This window comes from uncultured Roseobacter sp., assembly GCF_947495275.1.
GTDB lineage: Bacteria > Pseudomonadota > Alphaproteobacteria > Rhodobacterales > Rhodobacteraceae > Roseobacter.
Genome location: NZ_CANLYL010000013.1, coordinates 103,605 through 127,354 on the forward strand (window position 1 = coordinate 103,605; position 23,750 = coordinate 127,354).

General features: G+C 55.8%; 26 protein-coding genes and 1 tRNA gene. 19 read left to right on the top strand and 8 right to left on the bottom strand.

Features of this window, described 5'->3' with window-relative positions:
• Positions 1-119 precede the first annotated feature (119 nt).
• Positions 120-521 carry a nuclear transport factor 2 family protein gene (locus Q0802_RS20055; RefSeq protein ID WP_298921606.1) on the top strand — a complete coding sequence of 134 codons (402 nt, stop codon included), beginning with the start codon at positions 120-122 and terminating at the stop codon, positions 519-521.
• Positions 522-603: 82 nt separating this feature from the next.
• Here the strand turns inward: Q0802_RS20055 and Q0802_RS20060 are convergent, their stop codons facing one another.
• The 5 genes from Q0802_RS20060 to Q0802_RS20080 all read right to left on the bottom strand — a co-directional run bounded on the left by Q0802_RS20060 (position 604) and on the right by Q0802_RS20080 (position 7,516).
• Positions 604-2,646: a hypothetical protein gene (locus Q0802_RS20060; protein ID WP_298921607.1), complete on the bottom strand. Its 2,043-nt coding sequence runs from the start codon at positions 2,644-2,646 to the stop codon at positions 604-606.
• Positions 2,647-2,687: 41 nt separating this feature from the next.
• A complete protein-coding gene (locus Q0802_RS20065) occupies positions 2,688-5,684 on the bottom strand; it encodes a hypothetical protein (protein ID WP_298921608.1) in 2,997 nt (998 codons plus the stop codon).
• Positions 5,685-6,328: 644 nt separating this feature from the next.
• Positions 6,329-6,418: transfer RNA gene (locus tag Q0802_RS20070), tRNA-Ser, on the bottom strand.
• A gap of 54 nt (positions 6,419-6,472) precedes the next feature.
• Positions 6,473-6,679, bottom strand: coding sequence for a hypothetical protein (locus Q0802_RS20075; RefSeq protein ID WP_298921609.1), 207 nt, complete (start codon positions 6,677-6,679; stop codon positions 6,473-6,475).
• A 3-nt stretch (positions 6,680-6,682) separates the two neighbouring features.
• Entirely contained in the window at positions 6,683-7,516 is an 834-nt protein-coding gene (locus Q0802_RS20080; protein WP_298921610.1) for a hypothetical protein, read from the bottom strand.
• Positions 7,517-8,073: 557 nt separating this feature from the next.
• On the opposite strand from Q0802_RS20080, the gene Q0802_RS20085 reads away from it, so the two are divergent.
• From Q0802_RS20085 to Q0802_RS20130, 10 genes are all read left to right on the top strand, one after another.
• Positions 8,074-8,868: a DUF2059 domain-containing protein gene (locus Q0802_RS20085; RefSeq protein WP_298921633.1), complete on the top strand. Its 795-nt coding sequence runs from the start codon at positions 8,074-8,076 to the stop codon at positions 8,866-8,868.
• A 2-nt stretch (positions 8,869-8,870) separates the two neighbouring features.
• Positions 8,871-9,680: a DUF2059 domain-containing protein gene (locus Q0802_RS20090; RefSeq protein WP_298921611.1), complete on the top strand. Its 810-nt coding sequence runs from the start codon at positions 8,871-8,873 to the stop codon at positions 9,678-9,680.
• A gap of 187 nt (positions 9,681-9,867) precedes the next feature.
• Entirely contained in the window at positions 9,868-10,539 is a 672-nt protein-coding gene (locus tag Q0802_RS20095; protein ID WP_298921612.1) for a 50S ribosomal protein L21, read from the top strand.
• An 11-nt stretch (positions 10,540-10,550) separates the two neighbouring features.
• Positions 10,551-10,820, top strand: coding sequence for a 50S ribosomal protein L27 (gene rpmA, locus Q0802_RS20100; protein ID WP_195820307.1), 270 nt, complete (start codon positions 10,551-10,553; stop codon positions 10,818-10,820).
• A 94-nt stretch (positions 10,821-10,914) separates the two neighbouring features.
• On the top strand, positions 10,915-11,415 hold the full coding sequence (locus Q0802_RS20105) for a GNAT family N-acetyltransferase (RefSeq protein ID WP_298921613.1): 501 nt from the start codon (positions 10,915-10,917) through the stop codon (positions 11,413-11,415).
• Positions 11,412-12,014: a LysE family translocator gene (locus Q0802_RS20110; protein ID WP_298921614.1), complete on the top strand. Its 603-nt coding sequence runs from the start codon at positions 11,412-11,414 to the stop codon at positions 12,012-12,014. Before Q0802_RS20105 ends, Q0802_RS20110 begins: the two co-directional genes overlap by 4 nt.
• 2 nt (positions 12,015-12,016) lie before the next feature.
• Entirely contained in the window at positions 12,017-12,553 is a 537-nt protein-coding gene (locus Q0802_RS20115; protein ID WP_298921634.1) for a GNAT family N-acetyltransferase, read from the top strand.
• 35 nt (positions 12,554-12,588) lie between these two features.
• Positions 12,589-13,623, top strand: a complete 1,035-nt coding sequence (obgE, locus tag Q0802_RS20120) for a GTPase ObgE (RefSeq protein WP_298921615.1) — start codon at positions 12,589-12,591, stop codon at positions 13,621-13,623.
• Entirely contained in the window at positions 13,611-14,717 is a 1,107-nt protein-coding gene (gene proB, locus Q0802_RS20125; RefSeq protein ID WP_298921616.1) for a glutamate 5-kinase, read from the top strand. Before obgE ends, proB begins: the two co-directional genes overlap by 13 nt.
• A gap of 58 nt (positions 14,718-14,775) precedes the next feature.
• Positions 14,776-16,041 (top strand): glutamate-5-semialdehyde dehydrogenase, encoded by a 1,266-nt coding sequence (locus tag Q0802_RS20130; RefSeq protein WP_298921617.1) that lies wholly within the window; start codon positions 14,776-14,778, stop codon positions 16,039-16,041.
• Here Q0802_RS20130 and Q0802_RS20135 read toward each other — a convergent pair.
• Positions 16,038-16,634, bottom strand: coding sequence for a histidine phosphotransferase family protein (locus Q0802_RS20135; protein ID WP_298921618.1), 597 nt, complete (start codon positions 16,632-16,634; stop codon positions 16,038-16,040). The genes Q0802_RS20130 and Q0802_RS20135 overlap by 4 nt on opposite strands.
• 28 nt (positions 16,635-16,662) lie before the next feature.
• Between Q0802_RS20135 and Q0802_RS20140 the strand changes: the two genes are divergently transcribed.
• The 3 genes from Q0802_RS20140 to Q0802_RS20150 all read left to right on the top strand — a co-directional run bounded on the left by Q0802_RS20140 (position 16,663) and on the right by Q0802_RS20150 (position 18,553).
• Positions 16,663-16,845, top strand: coding sequence for a DUF3553 domain-containing protein (locus tag Q0802_RS20140; protein ID WP_298921619.1), 183 nt, complete (start codon positions 16,663-16,665; stop codon positions 16,843-16,845).
• Between the two features lie 125 nt (positions 16,846-16,970).
• A complete protein-coding gene (locus tag Q0802_RS20145) occupies positions 16,971-17,735 on the top strand; it encodes a GNAT family N-acyltransferase (protein WP_298921620.1) in 765 nt (254 codons plus the stop codon).
• A gap of 47 nt (positions 17,736-17,782) precedes the next feature.
• Positions 17,783-18,553 carry a lysophospholipid acyltransferase family protein gene (locus Q0802_RS20150; protein ID WP_298921635.1) on the top strand — a complete coding sequence of 257 codons (771 nt, stop codon included), beginning with the start codon at positions 17,783-17,785 and terminating at the stop codon, positions 18,551-18,553.
• Positions 18,554-18,586: 33 nt separating this feature from the next.
• Here Q0802_RS20150 and Q0802_RS20155 read toward each other — a convergent pair whose 3' ends face one another.
• Entirely contained in the window at positions 18,587-19,165 is a 579-nt protein-coding gene (locus tag Q0802_RS20155; protein ID WP_298921621.1) for a PA14 domain-containing protein, read from the bottom strand.
• Between the two features lie 293 nt (positions 19,166-19,458).
• Between Q0802_RS20155 and rpsB the strand changes: the two genes are divergently transcribed.
• Together rpsB and tsf are read left to right on the top strand one after the other, a co-directional pair.
• On the top strand, positions 19,459-20,259 hold the full coding sequence (gene rpsB, locus Q0802_RS20160; RefSeq protein ID WP_298921622.1) for a 30S ribosomal protein S2: 801 nt from the start codon (positions 19,459-19,461) through the stop codon (positions 20,257-20,259).
• 80 nt (positions 20,260-20,339) lie between these two features.
• A complete protein-coding gene (gene tsf, locus Q0802_RS20165) occupies positions 20,340-21,215 on the top strand; it encodes a translation elongation factor Ts (RefSeq protein ID WP_298921624.1) in 876 nt (291 codons plus the stop codon).
• Between the two features lie 81 nt (positions 21,216-21,296).
• Here tsf and aroQ read toward each other — a convergent pair whose 3' ends face one another.
• The gene (aroQ, locus tag Q0802_RS20170; protein WP_298921625.1) at positions 21,297-21,734 is read right to left on the bottom strand and encodes a type II 3-dehydroquinate dehydratase; all 438 of its coding nucleotides are present in this window, start codon (positions 21,732-21,734) and stop codon (positions 21,297-21,299) included.
• 26 nt (positions 21,735-21,760) lie between these two features.
• Between aroQ and Q0802_RS20175 the strand changes: the two genes are divergently transcribed.
• Genes Q0802_RS20175 through Q0802_RS20185 form a run of 3 tightly spaced genes read left to right on the top strand, consistent with a single transcriptional unit; the run spans position 21,761 to position 23,520 of the window.
• Positions 21,761-21,982: a hypothetical protein gene (locus Q0802_RS20175; protein WP_298921627.1), complete on the top strand. Its 222-nt coding sequence runs from the start codon at positions 21,761-21,763 to the stop codon at positions 21,980-21,982.
• The gene (locus Q0802_RS20180) at positions 21,972-23,123 is read left to right on the top strand and encodes a helix-turn-helix transcriptional regulator (RefSeq protein ID WP_298921628.1); all 1,152 of its coding nucleotides are present in this window, start codon (positions 21,972-21,974) and stop codon (positions 23,121-23,123) included. Before Q0802_RS20175 ends, Q0802_RS20180 begins: the two co-directional genes overlap by 11 nt.
• Positions 23,124-23,157: 34 nt before the next feature.
• Positions 23,158-23,520 carry a DUF1304 family protein gene (locus tag Q0802_RS20185; protein ID WP_298921629.1) on the top strand — a complete coding sequence of 121 codons (363 nt, stop codon included), beginning with the start codon at positions 23,158-23,160 and terminating at the stop codon, positions 23,518-23,520.
• The last annotated feature ends 230 nt before the right edge of the window (positions 23,521-23,750 follow it).

Genomic DNA, 23,750 nt, shown 5'->3' on the forward strand with positions numbered 1-23,750 from the left:
GCGCCTGCGTGTGACCTCAGCTATTTTGCTGCAGCTCAATCCGGGTCGAAATTGACAAATCCGGATATTGCGGCGACCGTTTTGTCAGATATGATTTCTCATTACCAACGGATACCTCAATGTCTTTCAGTCAAGCCGCCTTGGATGAACTTGCCACGCGTTACACCGCCGCCTGGAACTCAAGAATTCCCGAAGAAGTCGCCGCGTGCCATGCACCCAACTCGCAAATTGTGATCAATCGGGGCGATCCTTCGGTCGGTCACACAGGGTTGGCCGAAATGGCTGCGGGGTTTCATGCCGATGTCCCTGATCTGCTTTTGACCAGCGGCGGCATTCGCGCCGCAGGCAATCATGTTATATTTCTTTGGACCTTTACAGGACATCATGCTGAAACCGGCAATCCGCTGGATGTCAGCGGGTGGGAAGAGTGGGAATTAGACGAGAGTCTGAAAATCACATCCTCGCAAGGATGGTTCGACGCGGAAGACTATCAGATGCAAGTGGATGGCTCTGCAGGCTGAAACTGCACTGATCCAGATTTTGGATGCCTGATCCGTTCGGCCGCGTAGTTTCACCTGCGCGGGGAGAAACATCCAGCGGTGTTCACGATCCAAACAGGGCTCGAAGTGCGCGGATCATATCGGGGATCGGCCAATTGCCTGTATTCCAGTTTTTGAAGGACCGTGCGCTGAAGGGGCCTGCCGACGATGGATGCCAGTGTCGATGTGATACCTGCTGCCCGCGGATCAACAGTTCCCCCAGATTGTTCTGACGTTCGACCAGTTGTTTGACCGAGCGCCTGCCTGATCTTTTGATGAACTGAGTTTGAAGCAGGTAATGGGGCGATGATTTGAATTTATTGCTGAAGACGCCATTGGCGAAATCACTGGTCTCCGTATAGGCGATAGGCCCGTCTGTCTTGCCTTTTTCCTTGAGATCCCAGAACCCGAAAGAAGCAACAGACTCTCCAAACAAGCTAATGATTTTGAAGAAGAACTTGCTGCCTCCTATGATCTCATTCTTCATCGCACTCGAACACAGCTGGACAAAAGGCACCGATTGGCTCGCCGTTGACATGCGCCCGACGATCTCAAAACCATAGTGAACGTCGCCTGACAGAACGATCAGCGGGTTGGGTTGCGCATCCAGAAACAGGTCGAATGCATCGATGAAATTGCGCGGGTTGCTGGCCCAGCTTTCCAGATCAGCCGCAGTGCCCGACTCGCGCCCAATGACGCGTTGCACCCATTCCATCGGCGGAAATCCGAAAATCGGCGCGGCCGCTATCACGATGAGGGGCTCACCGGAAGCTGAATGCTTGGATATCAAGGCGGTGAGCCGCGCACGTTCGCCACTGTCCAACAGGCGCGGTGCATCCTTGAGGCGCAGGGTTGTCCAGGTGATTGGTCCGGTAAGCCCCCTGTCAGCACGGTCAATATCAAGCGTTTTTGGAGATTCCTCGCGCTTGGTCCGGGTGTCGAGGAAGATCGCGGGTGGCGAGGTCGGGGCCGCAAATGACCAATCCGTTTTGATCAGGGTTGACCAGGCATCTTCAGTCCCGCGACCGCGTGTTTCCGCAAACCTGCTGATGGTCGAGCGATACGTATCGTCAAACGCTTCGGGATCATTTCCCCATCCCTGAAACGCCCAATAGGCCGCCATGCCATTTGTCAGAATTCTTTGTCCGGAGCTGAATTTTGTGGCGTTCAGCTGCCATTCGGGATTGAGAAACCAGTCGTCGGTCACCTCGTGATCGTCAAAGATCATGTAGCAAATTGAATTGGCCAGCACCCGCCTGGCGCTCTTTGCCCCCAACGCGCCGTCGAGGACTCTCTTGCCAATGATCCGGTTTGAGAAATCCGCCTTGTCGAGTGACGAGAATTTCCCCGCCTTCAGCAACGGCTCCCATAGGTCCCCGTTCCAGGACATGATGTAGGTCGCCGCATATTCCGCAAAAGTCAGCAGATGATGCGGCATGTGCCCAGATGTAAAGAAATGTTCAAGAAATTTGGAGCGATCAATGGTGTCGCTGAGCGCAACGGGGCTGAGGCCCGGAATTATTTCACGTTTGCCGCCAAAGAGCGCATCGCGCAGAGGTCGCGTTAGCACCAGCAACTGACTGTCGACATCATCCGCATAAATCTGGTCGCCGCCGAGAAAGAAATACTGCGGCCGGTTCTTTTCGGTAGCGTCCTGCAGAATTTCATCAGCCGCTTTCATCATGTCGGGATTGGGCCCATGCAGTTTGCGACAGGACCCGTAAAGCGCCCGCAAATTGTTCTGGCCTCTGGCCCCAAGCATAAAGGTCGGCAGCCGATTTCCTTTAAGAAGGAACTGCCGGTAATCGTCGGATTTAAACAGCGGACGTGTCCCGTCGAGCCGAACATCGTAGAAATATATCCGCCCTCGGTCCAGCGGCGTGTCCGGCGTCGCGCTCAACATGTAAATCCACATGTTGTCGGCCACGGCGACTGGGTAGTATTCAATCTTGGCTTTGACCGGGCCCGGTGAGGTAGGCGAATTGCCATCCGTAAAGAGCATCAGATGAGGCGGATCGAGCAATTCGCTTGTCGCGAGCCACACCCAGATTTTTTCTGGCGTGGCCCGCCGCACGATCGGGCCCGCAAGGATCAATGGTAAGCGCATCTTAGCACCCGGGAGTATGTGTCGGCACAGCGGTAGCGCGCTTAGTCATCCGGCTGGTCGACCGGATGCCAGCGGCCATCCTCATCTTTGACCCATTCAGGCAGCGCATTGTCTTGTCGCAATTTGACCAAAGTGGTCGGCACCCTGATTTCCCAAGGATCTCCGACAGGGATTTCACCTGATCCTTCCGGGGTGGCAAGCGGCCCGTCCCCAGTTTCGCGATTCCGTACGGCTTCCACCTCATCCAGCATCGCTGCATATTCTTCCGAGGTGACACTGGGCTCGTCGCCACCTTCCCAAACACCGCCTGTTTCCAGGAAGTGCAGCACCGCCGCCTCATAACCCGGCGATACTGCAAAGCGCACCAACGCAGCACCGGCACTGATGAACTCCGCATGCAGCGGATCAGTGTCTTCGTAGAGCATGCGCGCCCACGTGTCCCGCGACGTCCAAAAATAAGGGAGAAGCTCCCACTGTAACTCGTTCCACTGAATGGCCTTTTCCCAGAAGCGGGCATAAACGCCCGCGCGTTCGGCTGCGTCGAAATTGAACTCAGCCGCCTGAGGTGAAAGATGCACGCCCGTATTGGCGAAGTGCTGGCCGGTCATCATGGCGATCGACAAACGTTTTATCTCCCGCCGTTCGATCAGGCGGTTCTGACCGGGGTTTCGACCTTCGGGCGCGGCACCTGATCGTTCGGCTTTCAGGATGGCCAGTTTCTCTTCATAGCGTCCGCGCTGCGCATCATAACCGCGCAGCAACGCATCGTAGGTTTCAACCTGCCACTTCTCAAACGCGGCTTGTGTGTGCACGCAATGAATGGTGACAGTCGCCGAACAATTGAGCACGTTTACAGCATAGAAGGCGACAGGCACTTCGCCAGCGATTTCGGGCAAGGTATCATGCAGGTCGCTGCTGTCGGGCGATGCCGACCCCTCGGCGCGTTTCTTGAGATGCAGCGAATTCGATCCGACAGAGACATAGGCCCGTCGTGTATCGCTTGTGAAACCGTAGTGCAGGATTTTCGCGCTACAGGAGACAGCCTTGAAACCCTCTGGCACATTGAGCAGCGCTTCGGAAGTATTGTCTTCGGCCTCGCCACTTTGGGAGGTGAAGGTGAAACTCTTGCCGATGCGCGTGGCAAAAGCGGGCGGCGGTTGAACGCCTTCCGCCTCGTAGCGCCGTACATATTTGCCGTAGTTTGTGCGGGTCAGATGCCCCGGTCCAAAGGAAGGTTTGCGGGGCGGCTTCAATCCTTCCGGCTTGCCAATCTGGTGCTCGATTGCTCGCAGTAGCAGTGCCGACGGCTCCGGCACCACGAATTCGAAAAGCACCCGCAATCCATAGTTATAAACCTGAAGCTCATAGACACGGTCAAGCCACTGGTAGATGCCGGACAGATGTTCGGTACCTTCCGTATTGTCGAAGCCGTGTTGGTTTTTTTCTTCAAATTCCTCGATGGTCTTACGGGTTTGTTCGCGTCGCGTTCGTAACGCCACTTTTGAAGCGGTCCGCTCGGTCACCTCTTTGGCGTAGCTTGTGGCCAGCTTGTTGATCTGTTCCTGCGATGTGCCTGTTTCATAGGCTGATGACACTTCGACCTGGACAAAGGGTCCGTATCCCGCAGACACCGACCCCCCAATGTTGAATTGTTTGTCCTCGCGCAGGGTATTTTGAATTTCACTCTGCATTTCAAGACGTTCGGTCGTCTGGAGATCGCGTTCCTCCTCCTTTTTCTCCTCTTCTTCGAACACGAAGGTTTCTTCGGTGCGGCGCAGGCGGCGTGTCTCGCGGTTACGGGATTCCGATTGCAGAACATTTTCTACATGGGAGATTTCGCCCGCCTCATAGCGTTTGATCTGCTGGCGCGTGACCAGAAGATCGCCCACACCGATGGGTTTGATCGGGCCAACAGTTGTTGGCGGTAGGCTTGACGGGTCAAGAATGGTTCCCATTCCGGGAAACAACGGGCTGGCCGTTCCTGCGGCAGGCATCACGGCTGATCCCGTGCGAATACGCGGCCCGGCGCCATCGGCAGCATCCGCATCGATCAGTCGCAGAGTGGTCATCTGGTGTTCGACCTCGATACGGTCAAGCACCTCGTCATAGGGTCGCCCGGTGATGTCGACATCGAGCTCGGCCAAAAGGTCCTGGGTGTCCGACGACAAACGGCCAACCGCTGCCTGCGAGACACCAATGAACGAGATTTCGTCAGGTATATCGTCTGCCTCATCGCTGAGCCGCGCGGCGGCAGCGGTTGTTGCAGTTCGACCTGTAGTGCTTTCCCGTCCTCCCGCGCTCAATGCGTCTGGTCCGCCTGTCGCCACCCGGGCGCGACGTACCCTTTCGATACCGGATCCGGAAAGACCGACCACCTCCGCAGCGGCCAGTTCCAGGCGTTTTGCCCGTTCTTCCAGTTTTTCTGTGGTCAGGTCCTCTTCTGGTGGCTCCGGTTCTTCCTCCAACTCGACAGGGTCTGCTGGGGGGAACAATTCGGGAGGCAGGGCAATCACCGCTTTCAGGAGCGCCGAGGAATCCTCGAAATCTATGGCATCCGGGTTCTGGTGCAGCGTCAGCAGGAGCTCTGACGCCCGCAACATATCGGACGCGCGACGGATGGGCAGAGATTCCGGAAGGACCGCAAGTTTCAGCGCGATCATTAAGTCCCGCAGAATGTCGCGTATTCGGTTGAATTCGTCGTCGCCAACGACGTCCTCAACCGGTCTGTTGAAAATTGCCAGGACCATTGCACGCGCTGCATCAAGGGTGTCGGGTGCATCATTGTCCCAACTTTCTGCAAATCGTCTGAGGGGAAACCTGCGCTCGATATCATCAAGCTGCTGGGTCGCTGTGTTCTGGGCGATATGAGCACGCGACACGCTGCGCACGGCTTCTCGAGCTCGGGGCGAGGCGGCGGCGGCCAGAATATCCCGACTGAACGTGGTGTTCAGTTCTGCAAGGATCAACCGGTAGACAATTCGCCGCGGTCTGGGAGCGCGGCCCACGAAATAACGAAATAGCTCAATTGGGGCGACCATAGGAATACCATTTTTGAAAATAATACCTTAAGCGTACATCCCGGTTAGATTCCCGTCAGCGTTGAAATTTCTCCGGACTTGTTTGCGCGGAATTTGACCGAAACTAGCCTTCAAAAATCTCCAGAGGATTTCGAAGATGCTCCGGTTTTTTAAGGGAAACGGCGCTGTTAGGGGGAAGTTTTCGAGCCACGGCGGTTTTCCGCCACCTGATGCACGTCACTAGGGCTTTTGAAAAATTATCGTCACCGAAGATCGGGCCGTTCGCTCTCCTTGTTGAAACGGTCGGGGCGATGTCTTGGCAATCGACAGCTGAGCGGGGACCGACTTAATCTGCATCTTTGTTGGTGTTAGGATGGTGAGGGTTTTCAGGTCGGCAAAGCGGCTTGCTTGGTTTTTACAAGAGGGAAGACAGAGTTTCGAAATCGCTTGACTTACGGGCTCCTGGGAGCTGCCAAGTACCCAATACCCATGTGTTTTGGAGGGCGGCTAAAGCAGGGGGTGGCAGCTTGAAAATCCAGACGGTGCCGGGTCCGCGTGGTCGCCCGAGATGGGGTATTCCACCTGCCTGCGTATGGTCCATCGTGGACGCCGGTGCGACTGATGCCTCGTAAGTAACTCTTTTATTTACAATTGCTTAATGATGGTGGCGGAGAGACAGGGATTCGAACCCTGGGTAGGCTTGCACCCACAACGGTTTTCGAGACCGCCCCGTTCGACCACTCCGGCACCTCTCCGACGCTGATTTCCCTATGCTTTTCCTTTTGCGTCCGCAAGGGGGCTTGCTGCTTTTAAGATTGCTTTTTTGGCGATTCATGCTCTGATCTGTCTTTGTCCGGTTTCGCTTCTGCTTTGATCGCACTGGCTTTTTGCAATCCATTAGCCGCGTCATTGTCGATCGCTCCTGCGATCAGATTACTGACACAATCGCCGCAACGTGACCAAAAGCTTTGGTTGACCCGAAGTCCCAGAATCCGCGTTTGGCTGCTGGTGCCCATACACTAAACACCCCAAATCAGGTAAACGACCATCCCTGTCAGGATGCCAAGGAAGGTGAACGGGGCCATATGTACGTTGGAATTGAGTGCCAACCATTGGTTGACCCGCAATGCTCCCGAAAGCAGCCGGGTAAGCGAGCCAAGCAGCAACGCGATGATCTGCACAACCGAGAGGAACACTATCGAGTTACCGCTGAAAATTACACCGGTAGATAGGGCGACGAAGAAACCATCGAGGGAGAAATAATCGCCGAAACTGTTGATGCTTTCGGTATCATACAAGGGTTCTCCCCCAAAAAAACTGATAGATAGTATCGCGACAATGAGAACACCCCAGACCAAAAGCGAAGCGACGGCGTCAACCAGTATCCAGAACGGATATGTTGCCAGCGAACGTTGTTCGTGCACAAAGATGGCACGCGTGATCCTTGCGCTGATGAAATCGTTTGGAAGACTGAAAGTCGCAAAAACGGAAATTGCCACAGCTGCTTGAAAGAGAAGCCAAGCTACGGCACCGTAGCCTTCGGCCAGCGCCACTTGATATGCGTGTCCATCGCCTCCAGTCTCGAATGTCCAATATGAGCCGATTGAATAGCTAAGTGTCAAAGCTGCCCAGGAAACCATCCAAAGCCTGAATACACTGAGAATAGGGCGACCGCGCGGCAGCACGAAACCTATCAAGCTATCCATCAGGGCCTTTTCCATTTTAGGGAAATCGCAACCCTCGAAGCCAAAGATATACATTGAAAAACTCTCCCTGGCTTCACGAGAGAGCAGGGCGTCAAGAAGGCCGAAAAATGCGGCGTAGGCGCCAATATGTGCAATGAAAGCGGTCAATAGAAGTCCGGAAAAGCTAATTGAGGCCAGTCTACATTCGCGATGATGTATCGCAAACTTGAATTGCAAATTACGAAAATTCGCCGTCGCAAAGTCCGAATTCTCCAAAATGGGAGAACCAGATGCGCTGACTTGACCGATTTTTGCTGATCGATTGCAAAGGGTCGTGACGGCACCGAATAGCTAGCAAATGTTGCGTGCGTTGACCTCACTGTTGAAGGCCGGTTTGGAAAGCACGATGTGCAATCAGAGGAATTTATTTATTTTCATAACCTTACATGCGAATTTTAAGAGTTCGGTTTGATTTGAAATGACGCGCCGAGGTTTTTCAACCAGCGTCGGCACCGTGCCGCAGGTGGCTGGCAGAAAGAGGCCGATTTTGCTTTCAGAGTACTGACAAGAAAAGATCGGCCGGCATTCGGTGAACACGGGAAATTTCATTGCTCGTTCGTACAAATGCCCTAATCTTCGGTCCAACAAACAGCAAATCCGAGCAGATACAGGAGTTCCTGATGACCAAATGGTTCCATCCCGGCCAATTTTTCCTAGTGATCACGATGATCGGTACAATATTTCTGTCGCCGGTGCGGGCGGCGAACTTGGACCGGTTGGAGGCGTTTCTGGAAGTAACTGGCTTTGATGTTGCCTTGGAAAGCATCCGGTTGAGCGCGGAAAATGCGCCCAACATGATCGGTCTTGAAGCTGAGGATTTTGGATCTGAATGGACGCGTCTGGTGGAGGATGTGTTCGATACCGAACAGATGCATGCCATGGCTTTGGATATCCTCTCACAGACCCTTGAGGACGATTTATTGACCCACGCGGTGGACTTTTATGCGTCCGATCTGGGGCGACGGCTAGTGGCTGCGGAGAACACGTCGCATATGGAAGAAGATGAAGCCCTGCGCACAGAGAGCGGCGAAGCCATTGTCGCCGGTCTGGTTCAGATCGGGTCTCCACGTCTTGAAGAACTCAAGCGGCTCAACAAGGCCGTAGGCTCGGAAGATGCTTCGGTCCGTGCCATTCAGGAGGTGCAGGTGCGTTTTCTCATGGCCGCGGCTTCTGCGGGCGTCATTGAGTTGCGGATGGAGGAAGCGGATTTGCGTGAAAGTCTGAAATCGCAAGAGGGCGAGCTTCGGCGCAGCATGCAACTGGCTGGTCTGACAGGATCGGCCTATACCTATCAGGCCTTTTCTGACGACGATATCACCGCCTATGCTGATGCGTTGGAACATCCAAAGATGCAGCAGGTTTATGAGCTGATGAATGCGGTTCAATTCGAGATCATGGCCAATCGCTACGAGGCTGTTGCTGCACGCTTGCAAAAGCTGCAGCCGAGCCAAGACCTCTGATCATGCGGGTCGTTTGCGCAGCGATTGTTTTCCTGACGATGGCTGTTCCTGCCTGGTCAGATGCACGGGTGACCGTGTTGATGGATGCGTTGCGCCTGCCTGAATTGACCGTGATCATTCGCGCCGAAGGGTTGCAGGATGCGGATGGGTTGGATGCCGATCTATTGAGCGGGCAGGGTGGGGCGCTTTGGCAGACCCAGGTTGATGCGCTTTATAACCCGATACGCATGCAGGAATTGCTCTACGCTGCGTTGGGGGATGCCCTGAATGACGATGAACTGGATCAAAGCATCGCGTTTTTCGACACGGTGGTGGGTCAGACGATCACCGAGTTGGAGATTGCCGCGCGTCGCGCCATGCTGGATGAGACGGTGCAGCAGGCGTCCGCCGAGGCTTATCAGGATCTTGAAAACCGGAACGATCCCAAAGCCGCTCTTGTCGCGGAGTTTATCGAGGCAAACGACCTTCTTGAGCTCAATGTGGCGATTACCCTGAGCACCAGCTTTCAGTTTTATCAGGGTATGGCGGATGGTCGCCTCGTGGAGATGTCCGAAGATGACATACTCAAGGAAGTCTGGGCCTCAGAGGAGAAGGTGCGCCAAGATGCGCAGGCATGGATTTACGGCTATTTTCTGTTGGCCTATCAGCCCCTGGAACAAGATGATCTGAAAGCGTATCTTGCCTTCTCCCGTAGTGACGCCGGCAAAGCGCTGAATGCAGCCCTGTTCAAGGGGTACGAGGATATCTTTCAGGAAGTTGCCTACGGTCTCGGGTGGGCTGTGGCATTGAACGCGACAGCGAATGATATCTAAGGACAAACGCGCTTGACATGGCAGCCCCCGTGGTGCAAATGGCGGCTTCATACATGAGGTCCGGTGCGCCGGGCCTTGTTGTTTTTATCACGATCACTCTTGACTGAGTGCGCTGTTCGAGGTGGCACATTCGCCAAAACGCCCGGAAACGGGGACCACAGGACGCGGTAGAGCAAAGGAAAGACGCATGTTCGCGGTCCTCAAGACTGGCGGCAAGCAGTACAAGGTTCAGGCGGGCGATACGCTCCGTGTTGAGAAACTGGCTGCTGACGCAGGTGAAAAAATCCAATTCAACGATATTCTGATGCTGGGTGGCGACAAGACGGTTGTCGGCGCGCCCTTCGTCAAAGACGCCGGCGTTCAGGCCGAGGTCGTCGATCAGGTCAAGGGCGAGAAGGTCATCAACTTCGTCAAGCGCCGCCGGAAGCACTCTTCCAAGCGCACGAAGGGCCACCGCCAGAAGCTGACACTGGTCAAGGTTACTGATATTCTGGCGTCCGGCGCTGATAAATCCGGCGTCAAGGCTGCGATGGGTGCAGGTTCCGTTTCCGTGAAAGCCGTTGAAGCGGCAACACCTAAGAAAGCGGCCCCCAAGAAGGCGGAAGCCAAGGCCGAAGCGCCCAAGGCAAAAGCCAAACCTGCACCAAAAGCGGATGCGGGTGCAGACGACCTGAAAAAGCTGTCCGGCGTTGGCCCGGCACTTGAGAAAAAACTGATCGAAGGCGGCGTGACCTCCTTTGCACAAATTGCAGCATGGACCGAAGAGGACGTTGCTGCTATGGACGAGAAACTGTCGTTCAAAGGCCGGATCGAGCGTGAAGGCTGGATCGAACAGGCCAAAGAACTGGCTAAAGGCTAAGGAGAGACCAAATGGCACATAAAAAAGCAGGTGGTTCATCCCGGAACGGTCGCGACTCAGCGGGCCGTCGCCTTGGCGTGAAGCTCTATGGTGGTCAAGCCGCCATCCCCGGTAACATTATCGTGCGTCAGCGCGGCACAAAGTTCTGGCCGGGTGAAGGCGTGGGCATGGGCAAGGATCACACGATCTTTGCAACCGTCGATGGCGCCGTGACTTTCCACAAAGGTCTCAAGAACCGCACATTTATTTCGGTCCTGCCGGTGGCGGAGGCCGCTGAATAAGCCCTTCCTCAAGGACATGAAACATTCAGGGGGATCGGCGATACCGCCGGTCCCCTTTCTCATTTTTGCCATACCTATGTGTTAGGCCCCCACGATGTCAGAATGCATCCACACCGATCGTTTATTGCTGCGCCCGTATGAAATGACGGACGCAGACGCGATTACCGCGTTGATCGGCCAGTGGGACGTGGCGCGCTGGCTGCCGCGTGTGCCGCACCCTTACCTTGCAGGCGACGCGGAGGCTTTCATTTCCCGACATCTTGAGGACCCGGATGCCTATGCGATCACGCATGATGGGGCGTTCATCGGTGGCTGCGCGATACATGACGAGCTTGGCTATTGGCTGGGCATCCCTTTCTGGGGACAGGGGTTTGCGACGGAAGCGGCGACCGGGCTCGTGGATGGCCATATGGCACGCGGCCATCGCGAACTTATGTCAGGCCATCAGCTTGGAAATGCAGCATCGCGCCATGTCTTGGACAAGCTCGGGTTTCTGCCGACGCAGATAGCGGACGTGCATAGTCTTTCTCATGGCGCGGAAGTGAAAGTCCAGAAAATGCGGCTGACAGCACAGGATTGGCAAGCCCGGTCATGAGCGTTGCAATCACCAGCTTTGCCGTCTTTGCCGCGTCTCAGGTCGGCACGCCGGGGCCAGCCAATATGGCGCTTATGGCCACGGGCGCTCGTTTTGGTTTTCGCGCGGCACTGCCGTTCGTGGCGGGTGTTGCCCTTGGCAAGCAACTCGTTATCTGGCCCGTTGGCTTCGGATTGATGGAGCTGGCAGACCGCGCGCCCTGGATTTTTGAGGCGCTGAAATATGCCTCCGCCGCCTATATCATCTGGTTGGCCTGGAAGGTGGCCAATATGCGGTTGGGGACGGGCCGCGAAACCAGCACGCCGCCCGGTTTTGCGGCCGGGCTCATCGTGCACCCGCTGAACCCCAAAGCCTGGGCGATGATCGTCGGTGGTTTCACAGCCTTTGTTGCCCCTGGCACGCCGACGCTGGAGGCCACGCTGACAATCGCGCTGATACTACTGGGATGTCAGGTTTTTCTGCATCCATTATGGACACTTGCCGGTGATGCGATCGCGAGGACGGTAGCGGGAACGGCATATGAACCCTATCTAATGTGGAGCCTCGCGGCGTTGACCGTCGCATCGGTTCTGTTCGTACTGTTCGGAGGAGGGACATGACGATGGAAATGAAGAAGATCACGATACAACCCGTAGTGGAGACGGAACGGTTTGACCTGCGCCCGTTACGCAAATCGGACATGGGGCTGATTGATCTTTACTGGAGCGACGCGCGTGTTGCCCGGATGACAACCTCCATCCCACATCCAGTGCCACCGGGCATGGTCGAGGCATTTATCACCCGGAGCGTGGCCGATGAGCGCGACGAGGATGTCTGGGTCATGGATGGCTCAAAATCCGGCGCATCCGAGGTCATGGGGCTGATTTCGCTCGCACGGCTGGAGCGGGAGCAATCGGAAGTTGGCTATTGGGTTGCCCCCCCTTACTGGAACACGGGTTTGGCTTCCGATGCCGTCCAGGCGTTGGTCGATGCCAATCCTTTAAAAAACTGCACTATGTTCGCCAGTGTTTTTCAGGACAATCCGGCATCCGCGCGGGTATTGACCCATTGCGGGTTTGAATATCTCGGGGATGCGGAAAGTTTCTGCGTTGCGCGCGACACAACCGTGCCCACATGGACATATTTGCGAAAACTCTGATTGAGGGTCGCGCCGCATAAGGCTAGGAAGCCGCCATGAAGTTTCTCGATCTGTGTAAAGTCTACATCCGCTCCGGGGCGGGCGGCGGTGGCTGTGTCAGTTTCCGGCGTGAAAAATACATCGAATACGGCGGGCCCGATGGTGGCGATGGTGGCACCGGCGGTTCGGTCTGGGCAGAGGCCGTGGACGGGCTGAACACGCTGATTGATTTTCGCTATCAGCAGCATTTCTTTGCCAAGAACGGTCAGCCGGGCATGGGGCGTCAACGCACCGGCAAGGATGGTGACGACATCGTTTTGCGTTTGCCGGTCGGCACCGAGGTTCTGGATGAGGATCAGGAAACCGTTATCTGCGATCTGACCGAAGTGGGACAGCGGGTGCAGCTGGCGCGCGGCGGAAACGGCGGCTTCGGCAATCTGCATTTCAAATCCGCGACAAATCAGGCCCCGCGCCGCGCCAACCCTGGTCAGGATGGGGTGGAGCGCACGCTCTGGCTGCGTCTGAAACTGATCGCGGATGTCGGCCTGCTGGGGCTGCCCAATGCCGGGAAATCCACGTTTCTTGCGGCCACATCGAATGCGCGCCCGAAGATTGCGGATTATCCCTTTACCACCCTCTATCCCAATCTGGGCGTTGTCGGCGTGGACAACACCGAATTCGTTGTCGCCGATATTCCGGGATTGATCGAGGGGGCCTCCGAAGGCCGGGGTCTGGGCGATCTGTTCCTGGGGCATGTGGAGCGCTGTGCGGTGCTGTTGCATCTGGTGGATGGCACATCTGAAACCGCTGTTGAGGACTACAAGACGATCATTGGCGAGCTGGAAGCTTACGGTGGTGATCTGGCCCAGAAACCGCGGATCACGGTTCTGAACAAGATCGACGCAATGGACGATGACGCGCGCGAGGCGCAGGCAGATGCGCTGCGCGACGCCAGTGGTGGCGCGGTGATGATGATGTCCGGGGTTGCGCGTGACGGTGTGACCGATGTTCTGCGGGCTCTGCGGGGACAGATTGATGAGGATCGCCTGCGACACCGCACTGCGGTGGAGGAAGAACCGTGGCATCCCTGACGACGGCCCGGCGCATTGTCGTCAAGATCGGGTCGGCCCTTCTGGTGGATCGCGAAACAGGTCAGTTGCGCCGCGAGTGGTTGATGTCACTGGCCGAAGATGTCGCCTGGTTGAAAACCAAAGGCATTGACGTTGTACTGGTCTCTTCCGGCTCTATCGCGCTGGGGCGCGGCGTTCTGGGATTGCCTGCTGTCGAGCTTGCGCTGGAGCAGTCACAGGCCGCCGCCGCTGTCGGGCAAATCCGTCTTGCGCGCGCCTATGAAGAAGCCTTGGCTCCACACGGCATCACGACTGCTCAAGTGCTTGTAACGCTGGAGGACAGCACGGACCGCCGCCGCTATCTCAACAGTCGCGCCACGCTGGAGCAGCTCTTGTCGCTGGGTGTGGTCGCCATCGTCAATGAAAACGACACGATTGCCACAGATGAAATCCGCTTTGGCGACAATGACCGGCTGGCCGCACAAGTTGCTGTAACCGTTGGCGCAGATCAGTTGATCCTGTTGTCCGATGTGGACGGATTTTACACCGCCAACCCGGTTGAGGACAGCAGTGCCACGCGGTTTGACCGGATCGACCGGATCACAGCTGAAATCGAAGCCATGGCAGGGGATGCGGGATCTGGCCTGTCGAAAGGTGGTATGAAAACAAAGCTGATGGCCGCCAAAACCGCAACGGCGGCAGGGTGCGCCATGGCGATCACAGAAGGGTCGACCCGAAACCCGTTGAAAAGCCTGCAGGACGGTGCGCCCGCAACCTGGTTTTCGGCGCAAACTGACCCGCAAGCCGCTCGCAAACGCTGGATTGCCGCGATGAAACCACGCGGAACGATTACGCTCGACGCCGGCGCGGTAAAAGCACTGATGTCCGGCAAAAGCCTCTTACCAGCAGGTGTGGCGCAGGTGGACGGTGCGTTTCAGCGGGGCGATGCCGTGGCCATCTCCGATGCGTCCGGGCATATTCTGGGACACGGGCTTTGTCGCTATACGGCGGATGAAACGCGCATCATAAAGGGTCGAAAATCGCAGGATATCGAGGCGCTGCTGGGCTATCCGGGACGTGCCGCTTTAATTCATCGCGACGACATGGCAGTTTGACGCGGGATGTGCATCGCGATCCAGCGCATTTGATAGATCAACTGAAAGGCATAACGCCATGAAAGATTTTGAAAATATTCCCTCTCTTATGGCGGAAATTGGGGCGCGCGCCAAATCCGCGGCAACCTCCTTGGGTTTTGCAACGGCGGAGAGAAAGCATGCAGCACTGATCTCGGCCGCTGAACATGTCTGGGCCAAGCGCGCTACCATTCTGGAAGCCAATGAAAAAGATCTGGCTTATGGTCGTGACAAGGGCCTGTCTGACGCCATGATGGATCGTTTGGCGCTGGATGAAGATCGTTTGCGCGGCATCATTGACGGTTTGCGCGCCGTGGCTGAACAGGCCGACCCTGTGGGCGAAGTGATCGCGGAGTGGGATCAACCCAGTGGGCTACATATCAAACGGGTGCGCACACCACTGGGCGTCGTAGGTGTCATCTACGAAAGCCGCCCGAATGTGACGGTTGATGCCGGGGCGCTTTGCCTGAAAGCGGGCAATGCGGTGATCCTGCGGGGAGGTTCTGAGAGCTTCCATTCCTCCACGGCGCTGCATGCCTGTCTGGTGCAGGGGCTCAAGGACGCGGGCCTGCCGGAAGATGCCATTCAGCTGGTGCCAACGCGCGATCGCGCCGCCGTGTCTGAAATGCTGACCATGATCGACACGATTGACGTGATAGTCCCGCGCGGTGGCAAGGGGCTGGTTGGTTTGGTGCAGCGCGAAGCACGCGTGCCCGTTTTTGCCCATCTCGAAGGCATTGTGCACATCTATATAGATGCGACCGCTGACCCCGAAAAAGCCCTGAATGTGGTGCTGAACGCCAAGACAAGGCGAACTGGCATTTGCGGATCTGCCGAATGCCTGTTGATCAACGAAAATATCTCGGAAACCGTTGGTCGCGACGTGATCCAGGCTCTTTTGGACAAAGGCGTCGAAGTGCGCGTCGATGCACAGCTCGCCAACATCAGCGGAACGGTGCTGGCAGGCGACGACGATTGGGGTCACGAATATCTCGACATGATCATCGCTGCACGGGTTGTGCCCGATTTGGATACGGCTATGGAACATATTCGCCGCCATGGCTCAAATCATACGGATTGTATTTTGACGGAAGATCTTGATGCCGCGGCGCGCTTCATGAAGGAACTGGATTCCGCCATCCTGATGCACAATGCCTCTACACAGTTTGCGGATGGCGGCGAGTTCGGGATGGGCGCGGAAATCGGGATTGCGACAGGCAAAATGCATGCGCGTGGACCGGTCGGCGCGGCACAGTTGACCAGTTTTAAATACCTGGTGACAGGGCAGGGGACCGTCCGCGCTTAAAAGCGCAGTTTGACCTCGTTTTCGGTGATTTCGGTGATCACGCGGCGCCCGTCATCCCCCGCGATCAGCGGAAGAAGCGCAAATTGAACCTGCGCCGGTCTCAGATCTTTTGGGGGCTCTTTTGTTGCAAGGATCGACCACAACGGCTCATCTATGTTCAACTTGTCGGCCCGACCATGCAGGAGCCAGTTGCCGCCATCCTGACTGATCTCGATCCGCCCACCATAGGGCATGGCGTTTTCAAGACATTGGAGCGCCAGGAAAGACATGCGCACGGCGAACCGCGGTTGCGCATCCATGGGTCCCCAAGCCACATCCAGTCGTCCTCCGTCCATCAGGTCGTCAAGAATGGAGATCACTTCGGCGCGTCCCATCATCTGTTCGCCCGCAGCACCAAAGGCGATGCGGAAAAACCGGATTCGCGCACTTGCGTTGCCAACGCTTTCCTGAATGAGGTCAATCTCGGGTCCGGGTGGGCCGCCTGACATCCCCAGGAGCTCCAGCCCATTGTTGATGGCGCCGATTGGCGATATCAGGTCATGGCAGATGCGGCTGCCTATCAGTGCCGCAAGGTTAACGTTATTGGGGCCCATCTAGTGTCTCCTGCGCGAAAAGGGTGCCATGGAAGATTTGAATGCAATCCTGTCTCCTGGCATGTTAGTGCAACATCCTGACTGCCCTGACTGGGGTATCGGGCAGGTCCAAAGCAACGTAAATGCCCGTGTGACAGTGAATTTTCGAGACGAAGGGAAAATCGTCATTGATAGCACCCGCGTTGCTTTAATCCCGGTATTTGATGGCTGAAGAATATTGCCAAAAGGTTAACGATACCATGAGTATTGTAAACCGGTCACAGTGCCGCGTTGCGAAATTATCGGGATATCACTATCACCAACCAAGGTGCGCTGAACGAGGACAGACTCTGCAAAATGACAATAACGCAGCAAAACCCGTTCTCTGTCAGGTTGGCAGAAACTGCGGCAGACCTTCAGGCTGCGCAAAGGTTACGCTATTCCGTTTTTGTGGAAGAATTGGGCGGCGGTGGCGCATTGGTCGATCATCAGGAGCGCCTGGAGAAAGACCGTTTCGACCCGTTTTTTGATCACTTGTTGCTCACGGATCATCGTCAGGACGCGGTCGTTGGCGTCTACCGCGTGATGCGACGCGATCAGGCGGAGGCAGCGGGGCAGTTCTACTCAGCCGACGAATATGATCTATCGGTCTTGCTCGCTTCTGATCGCAGCCTGCTGGAGCTTGGACGCTCTTGCCTGCATCCCGATTATCGCGGCGGCATGGCGATGTACCACCTCTGGCACGGTCTGGCGCAGTATATTGCCAAACATGAAATCGAAGTGCTTTTTGGCGTGGCCAGTTTCCATGGCACGGATATTGCACAACTGGCCGAACCTCTTTCCCTGTTGCATCACCGTCATCTGGCACCTGAGGATTTGCGGGTGCGGGCGCAGGCTGCGGCCTTTCAGAACATGGATGTTGTACCTGAAGGCGAGTTGGATACGCGCGCTGCGATGTTGGCGGTCCCCGCTCTGATCAAGGCGTATCTGCGCTTGGGCGGTTTCGTTGGCGAAGGGGCCTACATCGATCATAGTTTCAACACCACCGACGTCTGCCTGATCCTCGATACTGCGCGGATGAATGAACGGCAGGCGCGGCTCTATCAGGGACCGATCGGGTGAGCACCACATGGCAGGGCGAGAGACCGCCACCCGCGCGCAGCATTGGCATGCTGGGCTGGCTCTTGGTTTTCCTGCGAGGCCTGCCCCTGGGCGTTCTGGTATTTGGGGGCTTGATCCTCTTGCTGCTGATCCGTGCCATCGAACGTCCGTTTTTTGGCATGGCGCGTCCCGTCACGCCGTATCTTACGGTTTTTGTCTGCCGTAACGCGCTGCGCATTATTGGGATTGGATTTTCAGCCTCCGGCCAGCCGATGGTCGGGCAGGGGGCTGTTGTGGCCAATCATTCCAGCTGGCTGGATATCTTCGTGCTGAATGCGTCCAAACGCATCTATTTTGTCTCCAAATCCGAAGTTGCAGCCTGGCCGGGGATCGGTTGGCTGGCCCGCGCCACGGGGACATTGTTCATTGAAAGGAACCGGAACAAGGCCGCCGAGCAGTCGGCTCAGCTGCAATCCAGATTACAAGCGGGGCACAAATTGCTGTTTTTCCCCGAAGGTACCAGCAGCGACGGTCAACGGGTGCTGCCGTTTAAGTCCAGCCTTTTTGCCGCGTTTTTCTCTCCCGAACTGCGGGAGGTGCTTTCCGTACAGCCTGTCACCGTGACCTACCAAGCGCCCGACAACGCCGACCCGCGGTTTTATGGCTGGTGGGGAGACATGGATTTCGGCAGTCATTTCCTGTGGATGTTGGCCACGCCACACCATGGCGCGGTAAAGCTGACCTATCACATGCCGCTGAAAGTATCGGAATTTCAGGACAGAAAGGCGTTGACCGCCGCCTGCGAGCAGCAAATCCGCAGTGTGCATCTGACAGGATGAAGGGCAGGGACACTGTTTTGCCCCTGCAATGGATCAGTGGAAAAATGCACTGTCGGGAACAAGTTCCAGACCATCGCTATCGGGCCCCCACTCCATCATCAGGCAGGCCGTGCCTTTGCGCTGAAAATAGGTTGCCTCAAGAGCGTAGTATCCGGCTTCGGGCACATTCACTTCCTGTTCGCCGGCGTAACCGCAGGCGTGAACTTCGTCAAAATAACCCACGATGTGGCCGCCGATGCTGATCTCCAGCCCGTCGTTGTTCAGAAAATCCAGCACATAAGTTCCGGGTGTATCAAACTTAATGTATCCCGAGATTTCGGCCGCAATCTTTGTCGCCTTGCCAGAGGTCAGCGTCAAATCCCCGTCTTCGGTGTCATCGTATGACAGGCCCGCCAGAGGTGGCCCGGCCTTCTTTTTGCGTTTCAGAGCGTTGCGCGCGTCCTTCACGGTGCGGACATCTCCCGGAAAGGCGTATGAGACGGCCAGGCCCGGATTGAGGTTGCTCGCAGAGGGCTGTGGGTCTGCAGGGCTGAGATCAAGCGCGGCTGCATAAGCCGACGCCGGAACAGTCAAGGCTACCGCCAGAGCAGCGGTTCTAAGATTAATGGTCATGGTCACTCCCGGTCATTGATCATTGGATCATCCACCCCTCTTCGGAGGCGGTTGCGGCGATACTAGAATGCGGATTCCACAAGTGACAAGCGCGCAGAGCCGATTTGCGATCACTTCTTGACCGAAAGCCGTGATTGAGGCCTTGCGATGTGCTGGCGACTGGCCTATACGGCGCGCACTGAAACCCGCAGGCGGGGTTTGGGCTTGTTGAGGGAGACATCCTCATCGGTCCGCCGGTTGGCAGAAATCTGTCATGCCCCCGCCGAGGATAAAACCGGAAAGGTATTAAAGACATGGCTCTTCCAGAGTTCTCCATGCGCCAATTGCTTGAAGCAGGCGTACACTTCGGCCACCAGACACAGCGTTGGAACCCTCGCATGGGTCCGTTCATCTATGGTGCGCGCAACGGCATTCACATCATGGATCTCACGCAGACTGTTCCCATGCTGGACCAGGCACTGAACGTGATCCGTGAAACTGTTGCCAAGGGCGGCAGCATTCTCTTTGTCGGCACCAAACGTCAGGCTTCCCAGCCCGTAGCAGACGCCGCCGAAAAATGCGCGCAGTACTACATGAACCACCGCTGGCTTGGCGGTACGCTGACCAACTGGCAAACTGTTTCTCAGTCGATCAACCGCCTGAAATCCATCGATGAGCAAGCCGAAGTCGGTTTTGCCGGCCTGACCAAGAAAGAACGTCTGGGCATGGAGCGTGACCAGGGCAAGTTGCAGGCGTCTTTGGGCGGCATTCGTGAAATGGGCGGTCGTCCAGACCTGCTCTTTGTGATCGACGTCAAAAAAGAAGCGCTGGCCGTTGCTGAAGCCAACAAGCTGGGCATCCCGGTTGTGGCCGTGGTTGACACCAACTGCTCGCCTGACGGTATTGACTATATCATCCCGGGCAACGACGACGCCGCCCGCGCCATCGCCCTCTATTGCGATCTGGCGGCACGCGCTGCTCTTGACGGCATGTCCGCGCAACTGGGTGCCGCTGGCGTTGATCTGGGTGCGATGGAAGAAGCGCCTGTCGAAGAAGCTGTGGTTGAAGAAACCGTCGCCGAAGCGCCTGCAGAAGAGACACCAGCGGAGGCATAACCCCGCAGGTGTCACACGCATGACATTTGGGGCAGGGGATACCTGCCCCATGATTTCATTATTCAAGAGGAGAACCTGAGATGGCGATTACTGCATCTATGGTCAAAGAGCTGCGCGACAGCACCGGCGCAGGCATGATGGACGCAAAAAAAGCGCTGACAGAAAATGGCGGCGACATGGAAGCTGCCGTCGATTGGCTGCGCACAAAAGGTCTTGCAAAAGCTGCCAAGAAATCCGGCCGTACGGCTGCTGAAGGTCTGGTTGCTGTCAAGGTTCAGGGCGGTCACGGCGTCGCAGTGGAAGTGAACTCGGAGACGGATTTCGTCGGTAAGAACGCGGAGTTCCAAGAAATGGTTGCGGGTATCGCCGATGTCGCGCTGAGCGTTGCCGATGTTGAGGCCCTCAAAGAAGCGGATATGGGCGGCAAAACCGTTGCAACCGTTGTGACGGACAAGATCGCGACCGTCGGCGAGAACATGTCCGTGCGCCGCATGTCGAGCATCGACGGTGAGACCGTTGTATCTTACGTGCACAACGCCGCCGCGCCCGGTATGGGCAAGATCGGTGTGCTGGTTGCGATGAACGGGGGCGACGAAGGTTTTGGCAAACAGGTTGCGATGCACATCGCGGCGGTGAACCCTGCCTCGCTGTCCGAAGATGACCTTGATCCAGCTGTTGTGGAAAAAGAGAAACAGGTTCAGATGGACATCGCCCGCGAGAGCGGCAAACCGGAGGCGGTCATTGAGAAAATGATCGTCGGCCGGATGAAAAAATATATGTCCGAAGTAACGCTGCTGAACCAGTCCTTCGTGGTCAATCCTGACCTGACTGTTGCGGATGCCGCCAAAGAAGCGGGTGCCAGCATCACAGGATTTGCCCGGCTCGAAGTCGGTGAAGGCATCGAGGTCGTGAAAGAAGACTTTGCCGCTGAGGTTGCGAAAGCGGCCAAAGGCTAAGCAACTCTGACCCAAAGCTATTTAAGGCGGCGCCCCTAGTGGCGCCGTTTTCATTTTTTACCAATGCCTTACGTCAGGTGGTTAATGTGAAACGTGTTGCTTCATCGCCTCCAGCGCCAGAACGTAGCCATGCGCCCCAAAACCCGAGATCAGCCCTACGGCGACCTTGGAAATATAGGATTTATGCCTGAATGCCTCGCGCGCATGCACATTGCTGAGATGTAACTCAATGGCGGGCAACTCCACAGACGCAATCGCATCCATGAGGGCAATGGACGTATGCGTGTAGGCGCCGGCATTCAAAATAATGCCCTGGTGTTCACCCCTTGCCGCATGAATATGATCAACCAGAACCCCTTCATGGTTTGATTGTTCGAACGTCACCGAGCAGCCTTCAGACTGTGCCCAATCGGCACATAGTTTTTCAATATCTGCCAGAGTCGTTGTCCCATATACCTCGGGTTGGCGGGTGCCGAGCAGGTTCAGGTTTGGTCCATTAAGAACGAGGATAGATGACATAAGCTGCTCACAATGCAAGGATTTGCATGAATAGCCTCAAGATAGATGCGCTGTCCAGCGTTCAAGGTGTAGGTGAGGCGGCGGAGAAGGCGCGGCACGCGTCGGAAAAGAAAATGCCCAGCCGCTATAGACAGCCAAAAAGTCGCTGCATCGTCAGAATGGGCGATGATTTTGGCCATTGGCAGAGATATGATAGCGTATTTTCGGCTAATCATGCCAAGGGGAAGGTGGGCTATTTTGCAGAATGAACTTCGGGACCTGACGCTCAAGGTTTACGATGCTGTTGCAAATCAAGGGTTGTGGTCGTCCGTTCTGGATCAATTGGTGGAACAGGTCGGCGCGCAGGGCAGTATCGTTTTCGAATGGGTTGAAGAAGGTGGAAATCCGAAACTGACGGCTCCCATCCATTCCGGGTTCTACTCATCAGATATTCTGGATGTGTATCTGTCAAAATGCGAGCATCTGGAGGCGCGTGATCAGGCAATCATACAGCGGCACACAACCGATCATGACGACATCGAACTGCTGGACGACACGCTTCTTGCGGAATCTGTCGAGGAACTCAAGCAGCAGGAACACGTCAGAAAACTGATGAAGCTGGGTATTTTTCACCGTGCGGCGGGCGTCATGAACAAAGACAATCGTTCGATTTCTTTGTTTTCCCTGCAATTGAACGCCGAACGTGATCAACTTGAAGGCAAAGAGCGGCATTTGCTGTCACATCTCTTGCCGCATCTGGCCAAGGCTCTCGACCTCGGAATCCCCATGCGCCAGCTCCAGAAACGCTATCAAGGGGTGCTCTCGGCACTCGACAGGCTGACAATTGGCGTTTGCATCCTGGGCGCGCGGGGCATGGTGGTTGCGCGCAATCAGGAGTTCCAGCGACAGCAGGAAACCTATCGCACCTTTCGCGTCAGCCAGAACGGTCAGCTGCGTATCACCGACAACCGTGGACAAAAATGCCTTGATGCTCTGATGGCGGATTTAAGTCAGCATGGAAAATTCGGCGCGAGACCCCGCAAGGAAAACATTACAAGCCATGCGCTTGATGCGCTTTGCATCGAGGTTTCACCAATCCACCGATCCGATGAAATGGGCTCCGAAGTCTTTGATGGCTTTTTGCTGTGCAGTACGGACACAACGTTGCCGGTTGTTTGCGATACGCATCGGGTTCAACAGGCGTTTCAACTTACCGCAGCTGAAACATCACTTGTCAACGCGATCGGGCAAGGGTTGACCAATCCGGAGATCGCGGATCGGCGAGGGCGCTCCGTCGCCACGATCAATGCTCAAACAAAATCAATTCTAGCCAAATCACATTGCGCAAACCGCACGCAGTTTGTCCGCATGATGATGCGCTTCGGCGCGAGTTTCTTAACGAGGGAATGATTTTTCAAAACATCTTTTTCATAGGGAATTTAATATGTTGCCGTTCTATCTTCTCGCGCTTCTGACCGTTATTTTGGGCCATTTTATCTTCGCATATTTGCAGTGGTTCAAATGGCCCGGCGTTTGCAAACGACTGACCGACCTGGCGAATGAAGAAGCAATCAAAACAATTTCACTGGGGCGCAGCTTCGCGTCTTATAACGGGGCAATAGCAATTGGACTGTGTTTAAGCTTTCTGCTGCCCGAGGGTTCACAACGGCCATCACAAGCCATTGTGCTTGCGCTGATCGTGGGCACAGCGGCCGTGGGAGCTTCGGGCACCAAAGGGAACATGATAATAAAATACAGGTTGATGCCTGCTGCCGCAGCATTGGTGTTCTGGCTGCTGAATATTTGAGCTTCATAGTGAGCCGATATTGAAACAGAGCGCTTGCCTAACCTATGAGCTGCCGTACGGTCGATCCGGCTAGGTGATCAAGCAGCTGAAATCCCTTAGAATTATGCTCATTTGCTTAGTACCCACTTAAGTATCGTAATTACATAATTCACATTATACGAATTAGTTGGTGTAGCCGCAAAGCTAAAATGTCACCCATCTGCAATTCAGGAATGTCACTCTCGCCCACA